The organism is Ruegeria sp. BG5, assembly GCF_056538425.1.
In genome coordinates this window covers 86071-109830 of sequence record NZ_JBQFTC010000002.1, presented here as the reverse complement: position 1 = coordinate 109830, position 23760 = coordinate 86071, and the positions used below count along the sequence as shown (strand labels likewise).

Below are 23760 nucleotides of genomic sequence, written 5' to 3'. Positions count from 1 at the left end.
ACAAAATCAATGACCCCTGGACCCAGAAACCTGATCACCGATGTCCCTGGCCTGCGGGTCGGCAACGCGCAGGATGGCACGCTGAAATCCGGCACAACCGTCCTGACGGCGGATGCGGCCTTCACAGCTTCGGTCCATGTGATGGGCGGCGCGCCGGGAACGCGCGAAACCGATCTGCTTGCGCCGGACAAATCGGTTACACGGGTTGATGCGATTGCGCTGTCCGGTGGTTCGGCCTTCGGGCTGGATGCGTGTTCGGGCGTCTCCGATGCGCTGCGGGTGCAGGGCCGGGGGTTTCCGGTCGGGGAGACTGTGGTTCCGATCGTGCCGGGGGCGATCCTGTTCGACCTGCTGAATGGCGGCGACAAGGAGTGGGAGGAAAACCCCTATCGCGCATTGGGGCGCAGAGCGTTCGACAACGCCGGTGGGGATTTCGTTCTGGGCACGGCTGGCGCGGGTACGGGTGCTCTGGCGGCGATGCACAAGGGCGGGCTGGGATCAGCCTCGCTGGTGCTGGACAACGGAATCACCGTTGGCGCGCTGGTTGCGGCCAACCCGCTGGGCAGCGTCACCACGCCGGGTGAGCGTCATTTCTGGGCGGCGCCGTTTGAAATCGGGGATGAATTCGGCGGTTTAGGCCCTGATCCCAATGCCGGTCTGGGCCGTCCGCCCCCCAGTCGCAAGGCACAGGCGATGCGCGGCGATCCCGAGAAAACCAACACCACGATCGCGATAGTCGCCACCGATGCGGCTTTGTCGAAACCTCAGTGCCAGCGCGTTGCCGTGGCGGCCCATGACGGCATCGCCCGCGCTGTGCTGCCGGCGCATACGCCGGGCGACGGGGATCTGGTCTTTGGGGTCAGTACCGGGGCAAGGGCATTGTCCACTGACGCCGAGCTTGGGATGATCGGCCACGCGGCTTCGATCTGCCTTGCACGTGCCATTGCGCGCGCGGTTTATCTGGCGACCCCGGCACAAGGCGATCTGTTGCCCTGTTGGTCCGTGTTACATGACTTAAGTTAAGGACAGCCTCTATGTCGCAGTGGCAGAGTGTCGTCACGCGGCAATCTGCCGGTTGACTCTTTTTTGTACCGACGGTCCATTCGGTGCAGCCAATTTCGTATCGGAGCTAAGACAATGAATCGTATCCTCGCTACCGCAATTGTCGGCCTGCTGGCCCTGCCAGCCTATGCAGAAGGTGATGCCGAGGCCGGCAAGAAAGCCTTCAACAAGTGTAAATCCTGCCACCTGATCGCTGACCCTGCCGGCGAAGTGATCGTGAAAGGCGGCAAGACCGGACCCAACCTCTACGGCGTCGCAGGCCGGACCGCTGGCACCTATGAAGGGTTCAAATATGGCGACAGCATCGTCGCCGCCGGTGAAAACGGGCTGGTCTGGGACGAGGAAACCTTTGTCGCCTATTCGCAGGACCCCAAGGCGTTCCTGAAAGACTATCTGGATGACACCGCGGCCAAGTCGAAAATGACCTTCAAGCTGAAATCCGGGGCCGAGGACGTTTTTGCCTATATCGTCAGCGTCTCTGGCGAATAAATTCACACGTTCATAACGGGTGACATGACGAAAGGCCGCAGCCCCTGCGGCCTTTCGTGCGCTTGATAACTGGCCTTAACGTTGCCAGTTTGACCTCACGTGGCGAAACAACACTCCGACGGGGCCGCGACGCCAAGCCGATCCGGCCTTAGCTTTTCTTTTTACTTCCCCCGTCCTACGGATCGGGAGCAGGAGACGACCGATGGGAATCATGATCCCGGCCTGGGTTGATGGCGAACTGACCCCAGTAGACAAGCTGGAGGCACATCAGAAAGGCCTCAGGCACAAGGCGGTGTCGGTTTTCGTTATTCGCGGGACCGAGATTTTGCTGCAGCGGCGCGCGCTGGGCAAATATCACACGCCCGGCCTGTGGGCGAATACCTGCTGCACCCATCCCGACTGGGGCGAAAACGCCTCGACGTGTGCCGTGCGCCGCTTGCGGGAAGAGCTTGGGATCACCGGTCTTTACCCGGAATACCGCCACCGGCTGGAATATCACGCCGATGTCGGCAACGACATGGTCGAGCATGAGGTGGTGGATGTCTTTCTGGCCCATGTGCGCGGCCCGCTGAAGATCGAGCCGAACCCGGACGAGGTGATGGAGATCCGCTGGATCGACTATCACGACCTGCTGGCCGAGGTGCAGCGCCACCCGGACCGGTTCACGCCCTGGCTGAAGATCTATCTGCACAACCATGCCGACACGATTTTTGGCCCCGACCTGATCATTTTCGCAAAATCCTGAGGCGCAGGGCATATCCTTGTCTTGCATGGCTGCTGCAAGCGGCCTAAATCAACGCGTCATGGCCAAGCAGAAGACCGACCCGAATTACAAAGTGATCGCCGAAAACCGGCGCGCCCGCTTCGATTACGCAATCGAAGAGGATATCGAGTGCGGCATCGTGCTGGAAGGCTCCGAGGTCAAATCCCTGCGGGCCGGTGGTTCGAACATTGCCGAAAGCTATGCCTCGGTCGATGATGGAGAGCTGTGGCTGATCAACAGCTACATTGCACCGTATGAGCAGGCCAAGGTGTTCAAACACGAAGAACGCCGCCGCCGCAAACTGCTGGTCTCACGCAAGGAGTTGTCCAACCTGTGGAATGCGACCCAGCGCAAGGGTATGACGCTGGTGCCGCTGGTTCTGTATTTTAACCATAAGGGCCGGGCCAAGCTGAAGATCGGCATCGCCAAGGGTAAAAAGCTGCACGACAAGCGAGAAACGCAGGCCAAGCGCGACTGGTCACGGCAAAAGCAGCGTTTGATGAAAGATCACAGCTAGGGTGGGTGACACCCCGACCACTGCAAAGCCCTGGGCTGAAAGCCTAAATCAGTTGGACGTCGGGTCTCTCATACCGATCCTAAGGTTCAGCGACGACCGCGCCCAGGGGGACTGGACGCCATCCGTTTCGCTGATAACATCCGAGCGCACCTGATCAAACATCTGATCAAGCGACAGGCCCGAGGTCCTGATCCCGCGCGCAATCGCTGCTGTATAAGGACTGTTGGTTCCGGTCCCATCAAGTGCAACGTCACCGGGGCCTGTGGCATAGGCGATCAGGTTGTTCGTGCGGGCGGTCATACGCGCCAGCCCGTCGCCCACATCCAGAACCACATCCGATTGGCTGCTGAACGGATTGTCGCGGCAGGCGTCAAGGATCATAACGCTTACAGCCTGTGGCGAGTGAAAGCGATCCAAAACCCATTCTGCCGGGACAGCTTCGCCCGCTACGTCAGCCTCGGACTGAATGTTCACACCCAGCGGAAGAAGATAGTTGAAACCATCACTGCGCACCCCGTGTCCCGCGAAATAGAATACGGCCAACGCCTCGGACCCCGCCGCGCGTACTTTGCTGGAAAAGGTTTCGACTTCGCGCATCATCTCTGCGCGGTTCGCATCTGTCAGCGTTGTGACCGAGAAACCGGCGTCGCGCAGTTCATCGCTCATCAATTGCGCGTCGTTCACGGGGTTGTCGAGCGCCGGGACATTTGTGTATCCGGCATTCCCAATCACCAAAGCAAACCGTTCATGCGCCGCTGACGGCCCTGCTAACAGGGCGGTCACGATATAAAATGCTGCAAAAATACGCGTCAATTCGGCCTCCAGGTTTTATGGGTAAACGTCATTCAGGTTTTGCTTCACCGGTATCGCCCGAAGCACAAGGATAGAGCCGCAGAAACCAACCGCCACCCTTGCTCATCCCATTAAAATGCCATCGCTGCCTGTACCGCGCGTTGCCAGCGGGCATAGGCGGCGTCGCGGGCTTCTTGCGCCATCTCCGGTTCAAAGCGTTTGTCCAGTTGCCATGTCTCGGCAAATCCGGCTTGATCGGGGTAAACGCCGGCTCTCATCCCGGCCAGCCACGCCGCGCCCAGAGCGGTTGTTTCCTGCATCACCGGGCGATCCACCGGCGCGCCCAGACAGTTTGACAGCCCTTGCATGGTCCAGTCCGATGCGCTCATCCCGCCATCGACGCGCAGGATCACATCGGCCTCGGCGCCCCAGTCGCCTTGCATGGCGTGCCACAGATCGCGAGTTTGAAAGGCGATGCTGTCCAGTGTGGCGCGGGCAATTTCGGCACGGCCCGAGTTGCGGGTCAGTCCGAACATCGCGCCCCGGCAGTCGGGTTTCCAATAGGGCGCGCCCAGCCCGGTGAAGGCAGGTACCAGCACTACATGCTGGGTCGGATCGGCCTGCGCTGCCAGATCGCCGCTTTGTGGGGCGGCATCTATGATTTTCAGCGCGTCCCGCAACCACTGCACCGCAGCCCCCGCGATGAAGATTGACCCTTCCAGCGCATAGGTCCTCTGCCCGTCCAATTGATAGCCAATGGTGGTCAGCAGGCGGTTCTTCGAGGCGACAGGCTGCGTGCCGGTATTCAGCAGCGCGAAACATCCCGTTCCATAGGTCGATTTCATCATGCCGGGTTGGAAACAGGCCTGCCCGATGGTGGCGGCCTGCTGATCCCCCGCGACGCCCAGGATTGGGATATTGCCGCCCAGCAGCGACGTGCTGCCGAAATCCGCCGCGCAATCCAGCACTTGCGGCAGCATCGCCAACGGCACATCCAGAAGCTCGCAAATCTCTGCACTCCACGCGCCCTTGTGGATGTCGAACAAAAGGGTGCGGGCGGCGTTTGTGGCGTCGGTCACGTGGCTGCGCCCTTCGGTCAGACGCCAGATCAGAAAGCTGTCGATGGTGCCGAACAGCAGCTCTCCGGCCTCGGCCCGGTCGCGCGCGCCATCGACGGTGTCCAGCAGCCATTTGACCTTGGTGCCCGAGAAATAAGGATCCAGCAGCAGGCCGGTCTGGGCGGTCACGTCATCTTCGCACCCGGCCTGTTTGTAGCGGGCGCAGATCTCGGCGGTGCGACGGTCCTGCCAGACGATGGCGTTGTGGATCGCCTTACCGGTGGTCTTGTCCCAGACCACGGTGGTTTCGCGCTGGTTGGTGATGCCGATCCCGGCGAACTGGTCGGCTGAGACCTTGCTGGTCTCCATCACCTCGCGGCAGACGGTCAGGACGCTGTCCCAAATATCCTCGACATCATGCTCAACCCAGCCTTCCTGCGGGAAATGCTGTGGAAATTCACGCTGCGCCGTTCCGACACGGTTCATCTGCGCATCGAACAATATCGCGCGTGAGGACGTGGTGCCCTGATCGATTGCCAGAATATAGGTCATGCCTGCGCGCCTCTCCCAAACTGTTTTGCGGGACTTTAGCGCAAACAATGACGCTCGGGCCAGAGCGTTCAGACGGGAATATTGTCGATCAGGCGGATTCCGTTCAGCCAGGCGGCAGCCAGCAGCCGGGCGGGGCGATCCGGATGGGGCAAAGGCTCAAGCGTTTCGGCGCAATGCAGCTTGAGGTACTCGACCTGCGAAAACCCCGCGGCCAGCAGATCGGCCTGCGCCTGTTTCACCAGCGGATCAAACTCTGCGCCGGTTTTCAATGCGTCAGCGATGTCCTGCATCACCCTGTTCAGATGTGCGGCCACCCCAAGCGCCTCGGGCGACAGGCGCAGGTTACGCGAGGACATGGCCAGCCCCGAAGGCTCGCGCACCGTAGGGCAGCCGATCACTTCGACGGGGATGTCCAGATCGCGCGCCATGCGGCGTACGACCAGCAATTGCTGATAGTCTTTTTCCCCGAAATACGCCCGGTCTGCCTGCGTTTGCAGGAACAGCTTGGCGACCACGGTGGCCACCCCGTCAAAATGGCCGGGGCGGAATTCACCCTCAAGCACGTCGGTCAGGCCGGTGACCGAGACATTGGTGGCAAAGCCTTGCGGATAGATCTCGTCGGGTTCGGGCACATAGATTGCATCGACGCCGTAGGGGGCCAGCTTTTCCGCGTCCTCAAGTTCGGTGCGCGGGTAATTGGCCAGATCCTCGGGGTTGTTGAACTGTTTGGGGTTCACAAAGATGGTGACGATCACCCGGTCGGTACCCGCCCGCGCGGCCTCGGCCAGTGACAGGTGGCCCTGATGCAGCGCACCCATGGTGGGCACAACGCCGATGGTTTCGCCCTTGCGGTGCCATTCGGTGGTCAGCGCACGCAGGTCGGCCAGACGGCGCAGGATCGGTGCGGTCATGATTTGGGGCCTTTGGCGGGGGCCTGATCGGCAAAGACATGCTCGGCTGCCGGAAAGCTGCGCGCGCGGACCTCGGCGGCGTATTCGGAGATTGCAGCCTCGGCCAGTGGACCAAGCTCGGCATAGCGTTTGACGAATTTCGGTTTGAACGCTGTGAAAAAGCCCACCATGTCGTCCACCACCAGAATCTGCCCGTCACACCCGGCGGATGCACCGATGCCGATGGTCGGGATCGCGACCTCGGCCGTGATCTGATCGGCCAGACCTTGCGGCACCTTCTCTAACACGACGGAAAATGCGCCCGCGTTGGTCACCGCATGGGCATCGGCCAAAACCGCCTGTGCCTGCTCATCCCGGCCCTGCACCTTGTAGCCGCCCAGCGTATTGATCGACTGCGGCGTCAGGCCGATATGCGCCATCACCGGGATACCGCGCTTGACAAGAAAGCGGATGGTTTCGGCCATTTCAACGCCGCCTTCCAGCTTGACCGCACCCGCGCCGGTTTCCGCCATCAGGCGGGCGGCGTTGCGGAACGCCTGCGCCGGGCTTTCCTCGTAGCTGCCAAAGGGCATGTCGATGACCATCATCGCGCTGTTCAAGCCGCGCGCGACGGCCTGACCGTGCAGGATCATCATCTCCATCGTCACGCCAAGGGTCGATTCCAACCCGTGCAGCACCATGCCGACGCTGTCACCGACCAGAACAAAGTCGCAATGAGCGTCCATCAGCCGGGCCATTGGCGTGGTATAGGCGGTCAGGCTGACCAGGGGCTCGCCGCCTTTTCGGGCGCGAATATCCTGGGCGTTCGGGGCTTTCTTGCGGGCGGTGGCGCTCATGCTCGCTCCTCGCGGGGTTCATGTTGCAGCGCGGCATAACAGATCAGGCAGGGCCATAGAAACCCCGGTTGCGCGAACATTTCCTTGAATGACCCAAGGTTTAAAGGAACACTGGCCCAGGAATAACCCGCACAAACGCGGTTACGTTGACTTCAACGGGGAGAGATTTTCATGACAAAGCAGGTGTTTCGAACCTTTGGCTCGGTGCTTGCGCTGAGCGCCGGATTGCTGGCAACGGGCGCGATGGCCAAGTCCGACATTACGATTGCGATGCAGTTGGAACCGCCGCATCTGGATCCAACCAGTGCTGCTGCGCAGGCAATCGATTCGGTGGTTTACACCAATATCTTCGAAGGGCTGACCCGGTTCATGGGTGACGGCTCGGTCGTGCCGGGGCTGGCGGAAAGCTGGGAAATCTCGGATGACGGTACGGTCTATACGTTCAAGCTGCGTGAGGGTGTGACCTTCCATGACGGCAGCACGATGGATGCCGAAGACGTCAAGTTCAGTCTGGACCGCGCCAATGCCGATGACAGCGCCAACGCGCAGAAAGCCCTATTTGCCGGGATCGAAAGCGTCAAAGCCGTGGACCCGCTCACCGTCAAGGTCACCCTGTCCGAGCCAAACGGCAATTTCCTGTTCAACATGGCCTGGGGCGATGCGGTGATCGTCGCATCCGAAAGCATCGAGGACATCAAGACCAACCCCGTCGGCACCGGAGCCTTTACCTTTGGCGAATGGGTGCAGGGCGACAGTATCACACTGAACCGCAATCCCGATTATTGGGGCGATCAGCCCGCGTTGGAGACTGCTACCTTCAAGTTCATCTCGGACCCGACCGCTGCCTTTGCCGCCATGATGGCCGAGGATGTGGATGTGTTCGACAATTTCCCCGCGCCCGAGAATCTGCCTCAGTTCGAAGCTGATCCGCGCTTTCAGGTCCTTGTCGGCTCGACCGAGGGGGAAACGATCCTGTCCACCAACAACAAGCAGGCCCCGTTTGACGATATTCTTGTCCGGCAGGCGCTGGCCCATGCAATTGACCGTCAGGCCATCATCGACGGGGCGATGTTTGGCTATGGCACGCCTATCGGTACTCATTTCGCGCCACATCACCCGGCCTATGTCGATCTGACGGGTCAGTCGGCCTATGACCCGGAAAAGGCCAAAGCGATGCTGGCCGAGGCCGGATATGCGGACGGGTTCGAGACCACTTTGCACCTGCCGCCTCCGTCATATGCCCGTCGGGGTGGAGAGATCATCGCAGCACAACTGGCCGAGGTTGGGATCACCGCCGAGATCATCAATGTCGAATGGGCGCAATGGCTGGAATCGGTATTCAAAGGCAAGGATTTCGGCCTGACTATCGTCAGCCATACCGAGCCGATGGATATCGGTATCTATGCGCGGCCTGACTATTATTTCCAGTATGACAGCACCGATTTTCAGGCGCTGATGGATCTACTGAACACCACAACCGACCCGGACGAACGCACCCGGTTGATGGGCGAAGCACAACGCCTGATCGCCAGCGACTATGTCAACGGATACCTGTTCCAACTGGCCAAGCTGGGCGTGGCCAAGGCTGGCGTGCAGGGGCTGTGGCAGAACGCGCCCACGGCGGCGATTGATCTGACGGCGATCAGTTGGGCCGAATAAACTGGTGTTTCTGACTGGCAGGCTCATCGTATCTGCCTGCCAGACATATGACCTTTATACAGGCCGGAAATGCTCCGATACGCTCTCAAACGACTGATCTCTTTGATGATCAGCCTTGCTGTCGCCTCGGTGGTGATCTTTGCGGTGATCGAGATCGCGCCGGGCGATCCGGCCTCGTTCATGCTGGGTGTGAACGCGCGAGAGGATACGCTGGCTGCCCTGCGGGCCGAATTGGGGTTGGACGGGTCCAAAGTACAGCGGTATTTCAGCTGGGTCGGTGGAATGCTGGTGGGGGATTTCGGCACCTCCTACACCTATCGCACGCCGGTCTCGCAGATGATTGCGGATCGGCTTTGGGTATCCCTGCCGCTGGCGTTGTATGCGCTGACCCTGTCGACCCTGATCGCCTTTCCGGCAGGTATCTACGCCGCCGCGCGCCGGGGCAAGCCGGGCGATCTGACAGTGATGGGGGCCACGCAACTGGGCATCGCCGTGCCGAACTTCTGGTTCGCGATGATGCTGGTGCTGATCTTCGCCATCAACCTGCGCTGGTTCAATGCGGGCGGGTTTGCAGGCTGGGACAAAGGGTTCTGGACCGGTATGCATTCCCTGACCCTGCCCGCGATTGCCCTGGCCCTGCCGCAAGCGGCCATTCTGGCGCGTGTGATGCGGTCGTCCTTGCTGGACATTCTGGGCGAGGATTTCATGCGCACCGCCCGCGCCAAGGGTCTGTCCCGCCGTCAGGCGCTGTGGCGGCACGGGGTTCGAAATGCCCTGATCCCGGTGCTGACCATTATAGGGCTGCAATTCTCGTTCCTGCTGGCCGGGTCGATCATCATCGAACAGGTCTTCTACCTGCCCGGCCTCGGGCGGCTGGTGTTTCAGGCAATCTCGGCCCGTGACCTGATCGTGGTGGAATCGGTGGTCATGCTGCTGGTCTTCGCTGTCATCACGGTGAACTTTCTGGTCGATCTGGCCTATGCCGCCGTTGACCCAAGGCTAAGGAGCCGGACATGAGCCGCAACCTGATCCTTGGCGCGGCGCTGTCGTCGCTGGTCCTGCTGGCGGCGTTGGTGTCTTTTGTCTGGACGCCATATGATTTTGCGGCTCTGAACATTCCGCAGAAACTGCACCCGCCCAGCGCGCAGCACTGGTTCGGCACCGATCATTTCGGGCGCGACATGTTCTCGATGATCATGGTCGGTGCGCGAACGTCGATTGCGGTGGCGCTGGTCGCAGTTGGGATTGGCATCGGCTTGGGCGTGCCGCTGGGTCTGACAGCGGCGGCGCGCAAAGGGTCGTGGCTGGATGAGGTCATTATGCGCGGCAATGATCTGGTCTTTGCCTTCCCCTCGCTCGTCATAGCAATCCTGATCACGGCCGTTTTCGGGGCCGGAGCCATCAACGCGATCATCGCCATCGGCATCTTCAACATCCCCGTTTTCGCGCGCATCACCCGAGGGGCCGCGCTGTCGCTGTGGGAGCGCGAGTTCATCCTCGCCGCCCGTGTCTCGGGCAAGGGCGCGGCGCGGATATCGGTGGAGCATATCCTGCCCAACGTCGCCAATCTGCTGATCGTGCAGGGCACCATTCAGTTTTCGCTTGGCATTCTGGCCGAAGCTGGACTGAGTTACGTCGGTCTGGGCGCTCAACCACCGACGCCAAGCTGGGGTCGGATGCTGGCCGACGCGCAGACAATGGTCAGTTTCGCCCCGCATTTGGCTCTGATTCCGGGTCTGGCGATCATCGTCACCGTGCTGGGGCTGAACCTGCTGGGCGATGGGCTGCGCGACTGGCTGGACCCCAGAATCCGGGTGGCGCGGGCATGAGTTTGCTACGGATCGAAAACCTGTCCCTGGGTATCCACGGGGTCGAGATTCTGAAACAGGTCAGCCTGATGATTGCGCCCGGTCAGATCGTGGCGGTGACCGGGGAAAGCGGCTCGGGCAAGTCGATGACGGCGCTGGCCGTGATGCAGTTGTTGCCAAACGGGGCGGACAGCGGCGGCTCGATTTTGCTGGATGGGCAGGAAATCCTGAACCGACCCGAGGCTGAGATGTGTGCCTTGCGCGGTGCCTCGATCGGGATGGTGTTTCAGGAACCGATGACTGCGCTGAACCCGGTCAAGACCATCGGCGATCAGGTGATGGAGACCATTCTGATCCACAAAGCGATGCCCCCCGCGCAGGCGCGGGAGCGGGCGGAGGAAGTTCTGACGCGCGTCGGCCTGCCACCGGATCGCTTCCCCTTGTCCCGATATCCGCACGAGCTGTCGGGCGGGCAACGTCAGCGCGTGGTCATCGCCATGGCCATAGCCCTGCGTCCCAAACTGCTGATTGCGGATGAGCCGACAACGGCGCTGGATGTGACCACTCAGGCCCAGATTCTGGAGCTGCTCAAGGGGTTGGTGACCGAATACGGCATGGGCCTGCTGATGATCACCCACGATCTGGCCGTTGTCGCCGATATGGCGGATCAGATCGTGGTCATGCGCCATGGCGCGGTGGTCGAAAGCGGTGCGACGGATCATCTGCTGCGCAATATGCAGCACCCCTATACGCGGATGCTGTTCGAGGCGTCGAACCATCAGGTGACACTGCCCGACGCCCAGCAGCCGCAGCCGCAGCTGGAGGTCACGCAGGTGATGCGTGACTATCGCCTGCCCCGCAAAGGCCTGTTCGACGCGCCGGGCCATACCCGTGCCGTGGATGGCGTCAGCTTCACCCTCAACCGGGGCGAGCGGTTGGGGCTGGTCGGAGAGTCCGGATGCGGGAAATCGACCCTAACACGGGCTATTTTGGGGTTGGAAGAGGTTCAATCCGGTGACATCCGGCTGGACGGTCAGCCGGTTTTTTCAGGCCACAAACCCAACCCGGCGGTGCGCCGCAAGATGCAGGTGGTGTTTCAGGACCCCTATGGCAGTTTCAACCCGCGCCACCGCGTTGCGCGGCTGATTACGGAACCTTTTCACCTGCTCGAAACCCCTCCCAAAGGGGCAGAGCGGCAGGATCGGATTGCCGAAATGCTGACCGCCGTGGGGCTGCGTCCTGAGGACGCCGACAAGTACATCCACGAATTCTCGGGTGGGCAGCGGCAGCGGGTTGCCATCGCCCGTGCACTGATCATCCGCCCAGAACTGATCCTGTTTGATGAGGCGGTTTCGGCCTTGGACGTTTCGGTCCGGGCGCAGATTCTGGACCTGCTGGCCGAACTTTGCTCGGCCTATGATTTGACCTACCTGTTCATCAGTCACGACCTGAGCGTCGTGCGCACAATTACGGACAGGGTGATGGTCATGCAGGCCGGGAAGATCGTTGAACAGGGCGAGACCGAGCAGGTCTTCACCCACCCGCGCCATCCCTACACCCAAAAACTGATCTCGGCCGCGCCGCAATTGCCTGAGATCGGGAAGGGTGCCGCATGAGTTTTCCCGTATTAGAGCCGAAATAGGAGCTTTCGATGACCGACCCGATTTGGTTTGATCCCAGCCTCTGTCTGATCGGAGGTATATGGCAGTCGCCGGACGGGGGACAATCGCTGCCCTTGGTCAACCCGTCCGATGGATCGGAGATTTGCCGCATCGCGCGGGGCGGTGCCGCAGATATGGATGCGGCAGTCACGGCGGCCCGATCTGCATTGGACGGCGACTGGGGCCAAATGCCCGCGTTCGAGCGGGGGCGCATCCTGAGCCGCCTGGGGCGGTTGGTTCAGGAACGGGTCGAGGATCTGGCTGCCTTGGAGGCGATGGATGTTGGTAAACCGCTGACTCAGGCGCGGGCGGATGCTGTCGCCCTGGCGCGCTATTGCGAGTTTTATGGCGGTGCAGCGGATAAGGTGATGGGCGAGACGATCCCGTATCTGGACGGCTACACGGTTTACACTCTGCGCGAACCGCATGGCGTGACGGGTCATATCGTGCCCTGGAACTATCCGATGCAAATCATAGGCCGCTCGGTCGGGGCGGCGCTGGCCATGGGCAATGCCTGTGTCCTGAAACCGGCGGAAGAGGCCTGCCTGACCGCACTGGCCTTTGCCCATCTGGCGACCGAGGCCGGGCTGCCTGCCGGGGCGCTGAATGTTGTGCCCGGATTGGGGGCCGAGGCTGGGGCCGCGCTATCCGGGCATCCGGGCGTTGACCATATCTCGTTCACGGGCTCGGTTGCGACGGGTGCTTTGGTGCAGCAGGCGGCGGGGCGAAATGTGATCCCCGTGACGCTGGAACTGGGCGGGAAATCACCGCAACTGGTCTTTGATGATGCCGATCTGGACGCGGCCCTGCGTTTTCTGGTCAATGCAGGCATTCAGAACGCCGGGCAGACCTGTTCGGCCTCGTCCCGCATTCTGGTGCAGCGTGGCGTCTATGATCAGGTCAGGGCGCGTATGGCCGAGGCCTATGATCAATTGAATGTCGGTCGCGCTATGGATGACCTTCGGGTCGGCCCGCTGATCTCGGACCGGCAAAAGACCATCGTCTCGGGGTTTCTGGCGAAAGGCGGGGATCTGACCATCGCCGCGCAGGGGCAGATCACCGCCAACGCGCCAGCGGCCGGGGCCTATGTCCGACCAACCCTGTTCGCGGACGTGCCCCCCGATCACGTTTTGGCGCAGGATGAGATATTCGGCCCGGTTCAGGTTCTGATCCCGTTCGACACGGAAGATGAGGCTCTAACCATTGCCAACAGCACCGACTACGGCCTTGTCGCCAGTATCTGGACACGCGATGGCGCGCGGCAGATGCGGTTGGCAAAACGTCTGCGCTCGGGTCAGGTGTTTATCAACAACTATGGTGCCGGGGGCGGCGTCGAATTGCCATTTGGTGGGGTCGGTAAATCCGGTCACGGTCGCGAAAAAGGGTTCGAGGCGCTCTATGGCTTTTCGCAACTCAAGACCGTTGCGGCCTATCACGGCTAGACGATCACCTCGATTGCCTTCTGCGCGCCAACCCCAAACACCCGTTTGTAACGGTCGATCTGATCCGCCGGTCCCATCGCCTTTTCCGGGTTGTCCGACAATTTGACCGTCGGTCGCCCGTTGGCCGAGATCGCCTTGCACACCAGTGAAAACGGCGCAAGCGCGTCGCCCGGTACCAGACCGCGAAAGTCATTTGTCAGCAGAGTGCCCCAACCGAAGGAGATATTGGCGCGGTCCGCAAACTGGCCGTGCAGTTCCTTGATCTTGTCCACGTCCAATCCGTCCGAAAAGATGATCCGCTTTTGCGTCGGATCCTCACCGCGGGATTTCCACCAGTCGATGGCCACTTCGGCCCCGGCAGCGGGATCGCCGCTGTCGACCCGGATCCCGGTCCAGCCGGCCAGCCAATCGGGTGCGCGATCCAGAAACCCTTTGGTGCCGTAGGTGTCGGGCAGGATAATCCTCAGATTGCCGTCATGCTCATCATGCCAGTCGCTGAGGACATCGTAGGGGGCCTGCGCCAATTCCTCATCCGTGTCGGCCAGCGCGGAATAAACCATGGGCAGTTCGTGGGCGTTGGTGCCAATGGCCTCAACCTCGCGCCGCATGGCGATCAGGCAATTCGAAGTGCCGGTGAAGGATGACCCCAGGCCTTCGATCATCGCCTGAACGCACCAATCCTGCCACAGGAAGGAATGCCGCCGCCTTGTCCCGAAATCCGCAATCCCCAGCCCTTCGATCGAGCCAAGCTGCGCGATCTTCTCCCACAACCGCGTCATGGCCTGAGCGTAGAGCACCTGCAATTCAAACCGGCGCATCTGGTTCAGCACGGCGCGCGAGCGCAGTTCCATCAATACGGCCAAAGCGGGGATTTCCCACAACATGACCTCGTGCCATTTGCCCTCAAACGTCAGCTCATACTGATCACCCTTCCGCTCAAGATGATAGGGCGGCAGGCGTGTGTTCTCGAACCACTCCATGAAATCTGACCGGAACATCTGCCGTTTGCCGTAGAACATATTGCCCCGCAGCCAGGTACTTTCCCCACGGCTGAGGCTGAGCGAACGGATGTGATCCAGTTGTTCCCGCAACTCTCCTTCGTCGATCAAATTGGCCAAAGGCACGTGATTCGACCGGTTGATCAGTGAAAATTCCACATTTGTTTGAGGCTTATTTCGAAACACTGACTGGCACATCAGCAGTTTGTAGAAATCTGTGTCGATCAAAGACCGAACAATCGGGTCGATCTTCCATTTGTGGTTGTAGACACGGGTCGCGATATCGACCATGGGGAACTCCTGCGATTTCCGTTGTTAGATCAATCAGCACGGGGAATGGCAAGAGTCGCTGATCTGGTGACAATGCCCGCTTGACGTCACAAAGCGGGCATATTGTTTGGTCTTATCACCGATTAGTGAGGGTGTGGGATGGAAGAATAAGGCTGTTAGTGGTGTATGAGTCTTCGGTACGACTTTGATATTGTAAGGAAAGCACTGGACGAACAAACGCCTGACGCGCCGCCGACCTCTGGTCCGGACGGGGGTCAGGTGATTGCGCTGTTTCGGGATGTTAAGACGTCTGATGCGCTGCGCGGGGCGTCGCCCAAGATCCGCAAGATGTTTCAGGATGCGGGCTTCGGGCTGGCGGCGCATGACAGTGGAATTGCGCCTGACGTCTACCCACCTGCGGACCAGCCCGAGCGCGAACGCATCCTGTCGGCGCTGTTCGCCAGTATCAAAAGTCAGGGCGTTCAGGGCGAATACAGTGGCGAGTTCGATTTCATGCAGTTTCTGGATCACGTCCAGCGGGCGCGCCCGGTGCAGGGCGTTATGCGATCCGAGCCTGTTGTTCAGCCTCCGATGCCAACCCCGGTCAGCCGGTCCAAACGGCGCGCGGTTCCGGGGCGGATCGGCTTCGCCCTTGGTTTGGCCGTAATCCTGTTTGTGCTGTTCAAATTCCTCGAAGCGGCGGGTGCCGGGAGTTAAACCAGTTTGACCCCGGCCTGACGCATCGCCTGTTCGGCTGCCGCCATCGACCCGTCCATATCGATGCCCCGGCAGGCATCCAGCCGGACGGTGACATCCAGACCCAGTCGCGCCGCATCCACTGCCGAGTAATGCACGCAGAAATCCGTGGCCAACCCAACCAGAGTCACGCGCGACAAGCCCCGCGTTTCCAGATACCCTTTCAGGCCCGTTGGCGTTGTCTGATCGTTTTCAAAAAAGGCTGAATAGCTGTCGATGGCACTGCGAAACCCTTTGCGGATGATCAGGTCCGCATCGGTCCGCAGGTCGGGGTGAAATTCGGCCCCCTGACTGCCCTGAACACAGTGATCGGGCCATAGGACCTGCGGGCCATAGGGCATTTCGATCACCTCGAACGGGGATTTGCCGGTGTGTGAGCTGGCAAAGCTGGAATGACCCGCCGGATGCCAGTCCTGCGTCAGGATCACGGCGTCGAAATCACCCATCATGGCGTTGATCGGGGCCACGACCTCATCCCCGCCTGCGACGGCCAGCGCGCCACCGGGGCAGAAATCGTTCTGGACGTCGATTACGATCAGGGCGTGGGTCATCGCGGTCTCCTTTGATCTATCGGTACGGCGTGGTGCGGGGGGCGTCAATCCGGTCCCTTGCGACTCTGCGCGCGCGGGTTTAGATCGCGCGCATGTATACGATCGCTGCCCTCTATCACTTCACCCGCTTTTCGGATCATGCCGCCCTGCGCGACCCGCTGCTGGAGCTTTGCCGCGCCCAGTCGGTCAAAGGCACCTTGCTGCTGGCGCAAGAGGGGATCAACGGCACCATCGCAGGCCCGCGCGCCGGGATCGATGCGGTGCTGGCGCATATCAAGGCGCTGCCCGGCTGCGCGGACCTTGAGTGGAAAGAGGCGACTGCAGACCATCCGCCATTCGGCAAGATGAAAGTGCGCCTGAAGAAAGAGATCGTGACCATGGGCCAGCCCGATGTCGACCCGCGCGCGCGCGTCGGCAACTATGTCGAGCCGGAGGACTGGAACGACCTGATCCGGTCCGACGATGTGGTGGTGATCGACACGCGTAACGATTACGAGGTGGCGATTGGCACGTTTGAGGGCGCAATAGACCCTGAAACCGCCAGTTTCCGCGAATTTCCCGCCTGGTGGGAAGAAAACAAGGACCGCTTCCACAACAAGCGCGTTGCCATGTTCTGCACCGGCGGTATCCGCTGCGAGAAATCGACCAACTACCTGCTGGGGCAGGGGGTCGAGGATGTCTATCACCTGAAAGGCGGCATCCTGCGCTATTTGGAAGAGATGCCAAAGCAGGACAGCACCTGGCAGGGTGAATGCTTTGTGTTCGACAATCGCGTCTCGGTGGGGCATGGGCTGGTCGAAGGCCCTCATAAGCTGTGCCATGGCTGCCGCCGCCCGATCCTGCCCGAAGATATGAAGCGACCCGAATACGAACACGGCGTGACCTGTCATCGCTGTATCGATGAGACTTCAGAGGCCGACAAGGCGCGCTTTCGCGAACGGCAAAAGCAGATCCTGCTGGCGCGCAAACGTGGTGTTGAACACTTGGGTTCCGATTAAATTCGGCTTGCAGGCCCGCGGCTTAGACCGGATGATCGCAGGCAGACCAGCCTGACGGAGTGTCCATGCACCGCGAACCCACAACCCTTGCTGAATGGAAATCCACCCTTCTGGCCGCGCTGGGGCTGGTGCTGGCTAGCTTTCTGGCCTGGTTCGGGTTGTCGCGCCTGAGTGAAGCAACAGCCGGGGATACCATCGGCTCGATTGCCTCGGTCGGTCTGCTGCTCTGGATCGTTTCGCAATCCTGGTACTACATGACACAGGTGAAATCGCCGCGTCGGCTGCTGTTCCTGATGGGCGTTTCGTTCATTCAGGTCGTGCCGTTCTTGTTCGCCGCTGTGTATGGTGCGTTTGGATACAACGACAACTGCGTGATTGGCGCGCAGGGTCCGGCGGATATTCTGTATTTCTCCTACGTGACCTTCACCACCGTCGGATACGGTGACATGTCCCCGACGGGGTTGTGCCGTGGTCTTGCCGTGGCCGAAGCGGTGACCGGATACATTCTGCTGGGAATGTTCGTTGCTGCTGCGGTTGCGCTTTACGCGCGCAATCACGGTCAAAATGACCCGAATTAGAGCCTATTTGTTCTGATCAATCCAACGCGACATCATTCGCTTGTCACGAAAGCACTCAGACGGGATCGGGCGTCGCTTGCTGCGCGAAATACGCTCGGCAAAGGCGACCTGTTTGCCGGTCGGGTAGTTGTCGAATTGCGAGGTCGCACGGGGTTTGTGCGCCGATATCCAGTCTGACAGCATTTTTCGGTCACGCTGCACGTCGACTGGGATTTCCAATGCCGACCGTTCAGCAATCGCTTGGGCATAGCGCATTTGCCGGTCCGTGACCGGAAGCAGGTGGTAGTCGTTGCTCGAGCCTCCAAGGGCTGAATTTCGCGTGTTCTGGGTCATCGGTCGATCCTCTGACTATGTAGAACATAAATAGAACATTAACCAAGATTTTCAAGGGTAGCCCTTGGCGCGCAGGCGTCATCTTGCCGTTGTGCGGTTTTTATTGACTGGTCAATCAACAACCGATAGGCCGGGATAAACTGCCCCTCGCGCCGTGCATTGGCGCATCAGACCAAGAGGAACCCGGTATGAAGTTTCAACCCAAGGCCAGTCATTTCATCAACGGTGTCTATGTCGAAGACACCAACGGCGCGCCGATTGACGTCATCTACCCGGCGACCGGAGAGGTCATCGCACGCCTGCACTCGGCCACGCCAGATATTGTAAATATGGCTCTAAATAGCGCAAAAACGGCTCAGGCGGAATGGGCGGCGATGTCGGGAACCGAGCGCGGCCGGGTACTGCGCCGGGCCGCCGATATCATGCGCGAGTGCAATCGCGAATTGTCGATCCTTGAAACCCATGACACCGGCAAGCCCCTGCAGGAAACGCTGGTGGCCGATGCAACCAGCGGTGCCGACGCATTGGAATACTTCGGAGGTCTGGCTGCGTCTTTGACCGGTGAGCATATCCCGTTGGGCGGCGGCGATTTCGTCTACACCATCCGCGAGGCGCTGGGCGTTTGCGTTGGCATCGGTGCGTGGAACTATCCGACCCAGATCGCCTGCTGGAAAGGGGCCCCGGCGCTGGCCTGCGGCAATACGATGATCTTCAAACCCTCGGAAACCACGCCCCTGTCGGCGCTGCAAGTGGCCGAGATTCTGATCGAAGCGGGCGCGCCCAAGGGGGTCTACAACGTGGTGCAGGGCTATGGCGATGTGGGTGCCTCGCTGGTGACCGATCCGCGCGTGGCCAAGGTCTCGCTGACCGGGTCGGTGCCGACGGGCCGTAAGGTCTATGCCGCTGCGGCAGATGGGATGAAGCACGTGACCATGGAGTTGGGCGGCAAATCCCCGATGATCGTGTTCGACGACGCCGATATCGAAAACGCTGTCTCGGGCGCGATTCTGGGCAACTTCTATTCCTCGGGGCAGGTCTGTTCCAACGGCACCCGTGTGTTTGTGCAAAAGGGCATCAAAGAGGCGTTCCTGACCCGCCTGTCCGAACGTCTGGCCACTGCCAAAATCGGCGACCCGCTGGACGAAGAGGTCAATTTCGGCCCCATGGTCAGCGAAAACCAGATGAACATCGCGCTAGGCTATGTCGAAAAGGGCAAGGCCGAAAGCGCGCGTCTGGTTTATGGCGGCAAGCGGATCGAGGGCGACGGGTTCTACATGCAGCCCACCGTTTTCGCCGACGTCACCGACGACATGACCATCGCGCGCGAGGAGATCTTTGGCCCGGTCATGTCGGTTCTGGATTTCGACACCGAGGCCGAGGTTCTGGCCCGCGCCAATGACACCGAGTTTGGTCTGGCCGCCGGGGTCTTTACCAATGACCTGACCCGCGCCCACCGCATCGTCGCCGGGTTCGAGGCGGGGACCTGCTACATTAATACATATAACCTGGCCCCGGTCGAAGCGCCCTTTGGCGGATCAAAAATGTCAGGTGTCGGGCGCGAGAATTCAAAGCTGGCGATCAACCATTTCAGCGAAATGAAGACGGTCTACGTGTCCATGAACGACGTTGAGGCTCCGTACTAAGTGAGTTTCGCATGAGATAGGCTCATGCCAATAAATTCTGTTCCCGACATTTCGCGTCGGGAACAGAACACATGCCATTTCCAACCTATGGCTGACTTACCTGTAACCGTGCCGCTCTGACCGCGACCGCTTTACAGGAGAGACCCCATGAAAACCCACGCACAGGCCGTCGTTATCGGAGGGGGCCTTGTTGGTTGTTCAATCCTTTACCATCTGGCCAAGCTCGGTTGGACTGACGTTGTTCTGCTGGAACGGGATGAACTGACGTCAGGCTCGACCTGGCACGCGGCGGCCAACATCCACGGGCTGCATGACAACAACAATGTCACGCGGATCCAGCACTATACGATGAACCTGTATAAAGAGCTGGAAAAGGAAACCGGTCAGGGCTGCGGCGTGTTCCAGCCGGGCTCGCTTTATCTGGCTCAAACCGAAGACCGCGAGCATCAGTTGCGGTTGCAGGAGGCCAAGGCGCGGTTCTACGGCCTGAACTTCTATGAGATCAGCCGCGAGCAGGCCAAGGAATTGCACCCGCTGGCGCAGTTCGATGATATCCGTTGCATCATGTACGAACCCGATGGTGGCAATGTCGATCCGTCCGGTGTGACCATGGCCTATGCCGCAGGCGCACGGGCCATGGGTGCCACGATTGAGCGGTTTTGCCCTGTAATAGGGACTGAACAACAGTCAGACGGCTCGTGGATCGTGCGGACTGAAAAGGGTGACATCCACGCGCAATGGGTCGTCAATGCCGGGGGCCTCTGGGGGCGCGAGGTTGCGGCGCTGGCCGGGATCGAATTACCACTGCAACCGACAGAGCATCAGTATTTCGTGACCGAGGCCATCGATGAAGTGGCCAATATGGGCCGCCGTCTGCCGTCGATCGCGGATCGAGATGGCGAGTATTACTTCCGTCAGGAAGGCAACGGCCTGCTGATCGGGGCCTATGAGAAAGACATGCGGTTCTGGGCTGAAAACGGCACGCCGCTGGATTTCGCGCATGATCTGTTCCCCGACGATCTGGATCGGATCATGGAAAACGTGATCCGCGCCACCGAACGTGTTCCGGTTGCCGCCACCGCGGGCGTCAAACGCGTCATCAACGGCCCGATGATCTGGTCGCCGGATTCCAACGCGATCTGGGGCCCGGTGCCCGAGCTACAGAACTATTTCTGCTGCACCGGTATCATCCCAGGCTTTTCGCAATCCGGCGGGCTGGGCCTGTTGGCGGCGCAATGGATGATCGAGGGCGAGCCGCAATACGACATGTTCGCCTGGGATCTGGCCCGCTTTGGTGATTGGGCCGACAAAAAATTCACCAGGGCGCGGGTCGAAGATCAGTATTCGCATCGCTTCGCCATCCACTTCCCGAACGAGGAACGCAGCGCCGGTCGCCCCGCCCGCGTGCGCCCGGCCTATGAGATGCAAAAGGATATGGGCTGCGTGTTCGGCCTGAACTGCGGCTGGGAACATCCGCTGTGGTTTGCCGACCAGCCCGGCACTGTCGAAACCAACGGCTTCACCCGCCAGAACTGGTGGGAGCCGGTCGGGCGTGAAGTTCAGATGTTGCGGGACGCGGTCGGCGTGATCGATATCTCGAACTTTGCCAATTACGTGATCAAGGGCCCCGGCGCCTATGATTGGCTGGATCGTCTGGTCGCCAATCGTGTCCCGACCGAGGTCGGGCGGTCCTGCCTGACCCCTTTGATCTCGGTGCGCGGTGGTGTGGCCGGGGATTTCACCATCACCAAGGTTGCCGAAGACGAATATATGATGATCGGCTCGGGCATGGCCGAGCGCTATCACCAGCGTTTCTTCAACATGGTCGACCTGCCCGACGGTACCACGCTGGACGTCGCGACCGACCGGATCGCCGGATTCAACGTGGCCGGTCCGAAATCCCGCGATGTCCTGCAACGCCTGACCAACGCGGACCTGTCGAACGAGGCGTTCCGCTTCATGCGCTCGCAAACCATCGAAGTCGCAGGCGTTACCTGCCTGGCGATCCGTGTCAGCTTTACGGGCGATCTGGGGTGGGAGCTGCATTGTGCTGAATCCGACCAAATCAGGCTCTATTCAGCGCTTTTGGAGGCCGCGAAGGACCATGGCGGCGGCCCGGTTGGCGGCCGCGCGCTGGGGTCGCTGCGGATCGAAAAGGGCTATGGTTCCTGGGGGCGCGAATATTCTCAGGAATACTGGCCGCAAGAGGTTGGCCTTGCGGGCCTGATCAAACTGGACAAGGACTTCCTGCACAAAGACGCGTATCTGTCCATCAAGGACAATGCCGCGCGTGAGGTCCTGTCGAACTTCGAGGTTGACGCCGCAGATGCCGACGCCAGCGGGGGTGAGCCGATCTTTGCCCCGGATGGCACGCCGGTGGGCCGCGTGACCTCGGGCGCATACGGCTATTCGGTCGGAAAATCGCTGGCCATCGGCTATGCCGACCCTAAGGTGGCCAAACCCGGCGATACGGTCGAGATTTACATTCTTGGCAAACCCCACAAGGCCAAGATCCTGTCAGACCCCCCGTTCGATCCGGCAGGCCACCGTTTGCGTGACGTGAAACCGGTGATGGAGGGCGCGGCGTGACCAACAGCTTCGCCCGTGTTGCCGATTTTGCGCTGACGCGGGCGGCTGCCGACATGCCGACCAGCGCGCAGGAGGCTGCGGCGCTGATGATGCTGGACACGATGGGCATCCTGATCGCCGCGGGACCGATGCAGGCGGGCGTGATCGCGCGCGACACCGCAGCGCTGCTGTATGCCAGTTCCGATCCGTCCTTCAGCGCGCGCATGATGTTCGATGGCCGTTCGGTCAGCATGGCGGGCGCGGCTTATGCGGCGGCAACGCAGACCGACAATCTGGACGGGCATGACGGCTATAACCCGACCAAGGGGCATATCGGTGTTGTGGTTCTGCCCGCGCTGGCGGCTTTGGCTGAACATTGCCCCAATCTAACGGGCCCCGAGGCCCTGGCTGCGGTGATCACCGGTTACGAAATCGCAGGCCGCGCGGGGCTTTCGCTGCATGACAGCGTCAGTGATTACCACACGTCCGGCGCCTGGAATGCCTTGGGTGTGGTCGCCATGGCCGCACGTTTGCGCGGGCATGATGACGACCAGTTGCGGCAGGCGCTGGGCATTGCCGAATACCACGGGCCGCGCAGCCAGATGATGCGCGAGATTGCGAACCCTACCATGCTGCATGACGGCTCGGGCTGGGGGGCAATGGTCGGTGTTTCAGCCGCTGTTCTGGCCGAGCGTGGATTTACCGGGGCCCCCGCGATCACGATTGAGGCGGACAGTGCGGCCCCGCATTGGGACGATTTGGGCAGGTTCTGGCAGGTCGAGCATCAATATGTGAAACCCTATCCGATTTGTCGGTGGGCGCATGCTGCTATCGACGCGCTTAGGGCTGTCATGATCGACCACGATTTGACCCATGACCAGATCAAATCGGTGCAGATCAACAGCTTCCATCAGGCGGCTTGCCTGTTTGCAGGCGTCCCGCAAACAACGTCGCAAGCCCAATACTCTCTGCCATTTGCCGCCGCTGTTCACGCTATTTATGGCCGTATCGGCGTCGAACATATCTCGGGCACCGGACTGTCTGACCCGGTTGTCGCCCGGTTCATGTCGCGCATAAAGATCTCGGAACGTGATCGGCATTCTGCCCGTTTCCCCGAAGGGCGCTGGGCGGATGTCGAGATCGAAACCACCGACGGGCGCGTTCTGCTCTCCGGAGACATCCATGCCCGAGGCGGGCCGGAATCGCCAATCTCGCGGCAAGAGGTGATCGAGAAGTACACGCAATTTGCCGCTCCGGTCATCGGCGCAACCCGCGCCGAGCAAATCCGCACGGCAATACTGGGCTGGACCAATCCACATTCTCGCTACGCGGATCTGGCCGAGTTGCTGTATCAGCCACCGCTCGGAGGATAAGGCAGGTTGGCCTGCTCGGGGCACAATTTATTCACTGAATACTGACCCCTTGCTGTTCGAACCAGTTCCTTGTCACGAACGGATCAGGCCCAAAAAGCGATAGGCTGCGACACTCAGATCAAGGATGCGTGGATCGGCACTG

At 60.6% G+C, this 23760-nt stretch carries 22 protein-coding genes; 15 read left to right on the top strand and 7 right to left on the bottom strand.

Features of this window, described 5'->3' with window-relative positions:
- Positions 1–9 precede the first annotated feature (9 nt).
- From ACR0KX_RS11030 to smpB, 4 genes are all read left to right on the top strand, one after another.
- On the top strand, positions 10–1023 hold the full coding sequence (locus ACR0KX_RS11030) for a P1 family peptidase (protein ID WP_170623306.1): 1014 nt from the start codon (positions 10–12) through the stop codon (positions 1021–1023).
- Between the two features lie 114 nt (positions 1024–1137).
- Positions 1138–1551 (top strand): cytochrome c family protein, encoded by a 414-nt coding sequence (locus ACR0KX_RS11025; RefSeq protein WP_170453561.1) that lies wholly within the window; start codon positions 1138–1140, stop codon positions 1549–1551.
- A 202-nt stretch (positions 1552–1753) separates the two neighbouring features.
- Positions 1754–2296 carry an isopentenyl-diphosphate Delta-isomerase gene (gene idi, locus ACR0KX_RS11020; protein WP_480708418.1) on the top strand — a complete coding sequence of 181 codons (543 nt, stop codon included), beginning with the start codon at positions 1754–1756 and terminating at the stop codon, positions 2294–2296.
- A gap of 58 nt (positions 2297–2354) precedes the next feature.
- Positions 2355–2831 (top strand): SsrA-binding protein SmpB, encoded by a 477-nt coding sequence (gene smpB, locus ACR0KX_RS11015; protein WP_170453563.1) that lies wholly within the window; start codon positions 2355–2357, stop codon positions 2829–2831.
- 48 nt (positions 2832–2879) lie between these two features.
- Here the strand turns inward: smpB and ACR0KX_RS11010 are convergent, their stop codons facing one another.
- The 4 genes from ACR0KX_RS11010 to panB all read right to left on the bottom strand — a co-directional run bounded on the left by ACR0KX_RS11010 (position 2880) and on the right by panB (position 6980).
- The gene (locus ACR0KX_RS11010; RefSeq protein WP_480708417.1) at positions 2880–3614 is read right to left on the bottom strand and encodes a caspase family protein; all 735 of its coding nucleotides are present in this window, start codon (positions 3612–3614) and stop codon (positions 2880–2882) included.
- A 140-nt stretch (positions 3615–3754) separates the two neighbouring features.
- Entirely contained in the window at positions 3755–5233 is a 1479-nt protein-coding gene (glpK, locus tag ACR0KX_RS11005) for a glycerol kinase GlpK (protein ID WP_480708416.1), read from the bottom strand.
- A gap of 68 nt (positions 5234–5301) precedes the next feature.
- The gene (panC, locus tag ACR0KX_RS11000) at positions 5302–6144 is read right to left on the bottom strand and encodes a pantoate--beta-alanine ligase (protein ID WP_170453566.1); all 843 of its coding nucleotides are present in this window, start codon (positions 6142–6144) and stop codon (positions 5302–5304) included.
- The gene (gene panB, locus ACR0KX_RS10995; protein ID WP_170453567.1) at positions 6141–6980 is read right to left on the bottom strand and encodes a 3-methyl-2-oxobutanoate hydroxymethyltransferase; all 840 of its coding nucleotides are present in this window, start codon (positions 6978–6980) and stop codon (positions 6141–6143) included. Before panB ends, panC begins: the two co-directional genes overlap by 4 nt.
- Before the next feature lie 171 nt (positions 6981–7151).
- On the opposite strand from panB, the gene ACR0KX_RS10990 reads away from it, so the two are divergent.
- The 5 genes from ACR0KX_RS10990 (at position 7152) to ACR0KX_RS10970 (ending at position 13550) form a co-directional block, all read left to right on the top strand.
- Positions 7152–8639, top strand: a complete 1488-nt coding sequence (locus tag ACR0KX_RS10990) for an ABC transporter substrate-binding protein (RefSeq protein WP_170623300.1) — start codon at positions 7152–7154, stop codon at positions 8637–8639.
- A 69-nt stretch (positions 8640–8708) separates the two neighbouring features.
- Positions 8709–9656, top strand: coding sequence for an ABC transporter permease (locus ACR0KX_RS10985; RefSeq protein ID WP_170623298.1), 948 nt, complete (start codon positions 8709–8711; stop codon positions 9654–9656).
- The gene (locus ACR0KX_RS10980; protein WP_480708415.1) at positions 9653–10468 is read left to right on the top strand and encodes an ABC transporter permease; all 816 of its coding nucleotides are present in this window, start codon (positions 9653–9655) and stop codon (positions 10466–10468) included. The genes ACR0KX_RS10985 and ACR0KX_RS10980 overlap by 4 nt, the downstream gene beginning before the upstream one ends.
- Complete coding sequence (locus tag ACR0KX_RS10975; RefSeq protein ID WP_170623294.1) at positions 10465–12063, top strand: dipeptide ABC transporter ATP-binding protein; 1599 nt, start codon at positions 10465–10467, stop codon at positions 12061–12063. Before ACR0KX_RS10980 ends, ACR0KX_RS10975 begins: the two co-directional genes overlap by 4 nt.
- 35 nt (positions 12064–12098) lie before the next feature.
- Entirely contained in the window at positions 12099–13550 is a 1452-nt protein-coding gene (locus ACR0KX_RS10970; RefSeq protein WP_480708414.1) for an aldehyde dehydrogenase family protein, read from the top strand.
- Here ACR0KX_RS10970 and pncB read toward each other — a convergent pair.
- On the bottom strand, positions 13547–14839 hold the full coding sequence (gene pncB, locus ACR0KX_RS10965; RefSeq protein WP_170623290.1) for a nicotinate phosphoribosyltransferase: 1293 nt from the start codon (positions 14837–14839) through the stop codon (positions 13547–13549). The genes ACR0KX_RS10970 and pncB overlap by 4 nt on opposite strands.
- 165 nt (positions 14840–15004) lie before the next feature.
- On the opposite strand from pncB, the gene ACR0KX_RS10960 reads away from it, so the two are divergent.
- Positions 15005–15535, top strand: a complete 531-nt coding sequence (locus tag ACR0KX_RS10960; protein ID WP_170453574.1) for a hypothetical protein — start codon at positions 15005–15007, stop codon at positions 15533–15535.
- Here ACR0KX_RS10960 and pncA read toward each other — a convergent pair.
- Positions 15532–16125, bottom strand: a complete 594-nt coding sequence (gene pncA, locus ACR0KX_RS10955) for a bifunctional nicotinamidase/pyrazinamidase (protein ID WP_170453575.1) — start codon at positions 16123–16125, stop codon at positions 15532–15534. The genes ACR0KX_RS10960 and pncA overlap by 4 nt on opposite strands.
- 92 nt (positions 16126–16217) lie before the next feature.
- Between pncA and trhO the strand changes: the two genes are divergently transcribed.
- Both trhO and ACR0KX_RS10945 read left to right on the top strand, forming a co-directional pair.
- Positions 16218–17123 carry an oxygen-dependent tRNA uridine(34) hydroxylase TrhO gene (trhO, locus tag ACR0KX_RS10950; protein WP_170453576.1) on the top strand — a complete coding sequence of 302 codons (906 nt, stop codon included), beginning with the start codon at positions 16218–16220 and terminating at the stop codon, positions 17121–17123.
- Positions 17124–17188: 65 nt separating this feature from the next.
- Positions 17189–17701: a potassium channel family protein gene (locus ACR0KX_RS10945; protein ID WP_170623288.1), complete on the top strand. Its 513-nt coding sequence runs from the start codon at positions 17189–17191 to the stop codon at positions 17699–17701.
- Between the two features lie 3 nt (positions 17702–17704).
- Here the strand turns inward: ACR0KX_RS10945 and ACR0KX_RS10940 are convergent, their stop codons facing one another.
- Positions 17705–18034 (bottom strand): hypothetical protein, encoded by a 330-nt coding sequence (locus tag ACR0KX_RS10940; RefSeq protein WP_170623286.1) that lies wholly within the window; start codon positions 18032–18034, stop codon positions 17705–17707.
- A 188-nt stretch (positions 18035–18222) separates the two neighbouring features.
- Between ACR0KX_RS10940 and betB the strand changes: the two genes are divergently transcribed.
- The 3 genes from betB (at position 18223) to ACR0KX_RS10925 (ending at position 23618) form a co-directional block, all read left to right on the top strand.
- Positions 18223–19677 (top strand): betaine-aldehyde dehydrogenase, encoded by a 1455-nt coding sequence (gene betB, locus ACR0KX_RS10935; protein WP_170623284.1) that lies wholly within the window; start codon positions 18223–18225, stop codon positions 19675–19677.
- A gap of 147 nt (positions 19678–19824) precedes the next feature.
- Positions 19825–22266: an FAD-dependent oxidoreductase gene (locus ACR0KX_RS10930; RefSeq protein WP_170623282.1), complete on the top strand. Its 2442-nt coding sequence runs from the start codon at positions 19825–19827 to the stop codon at positions 22264–22266.
- Positions 22263–23618, top strand: coding sequence for an MmgE/PrpD family protein (locus ACR0KX_RS10925; RefSeq protein ID WP_480708413.1), 1356 nt, complete (start codon positions 22263–22265; stop codon positions 23616–23618). The genes ACR0KX_RS10930 and ACR0KX_RS10925 overlap by 4 nt, the downstream gene beginning before the upstream one ends.
- Positions 23619–23760: the final 142 nt, after the last annotated feature.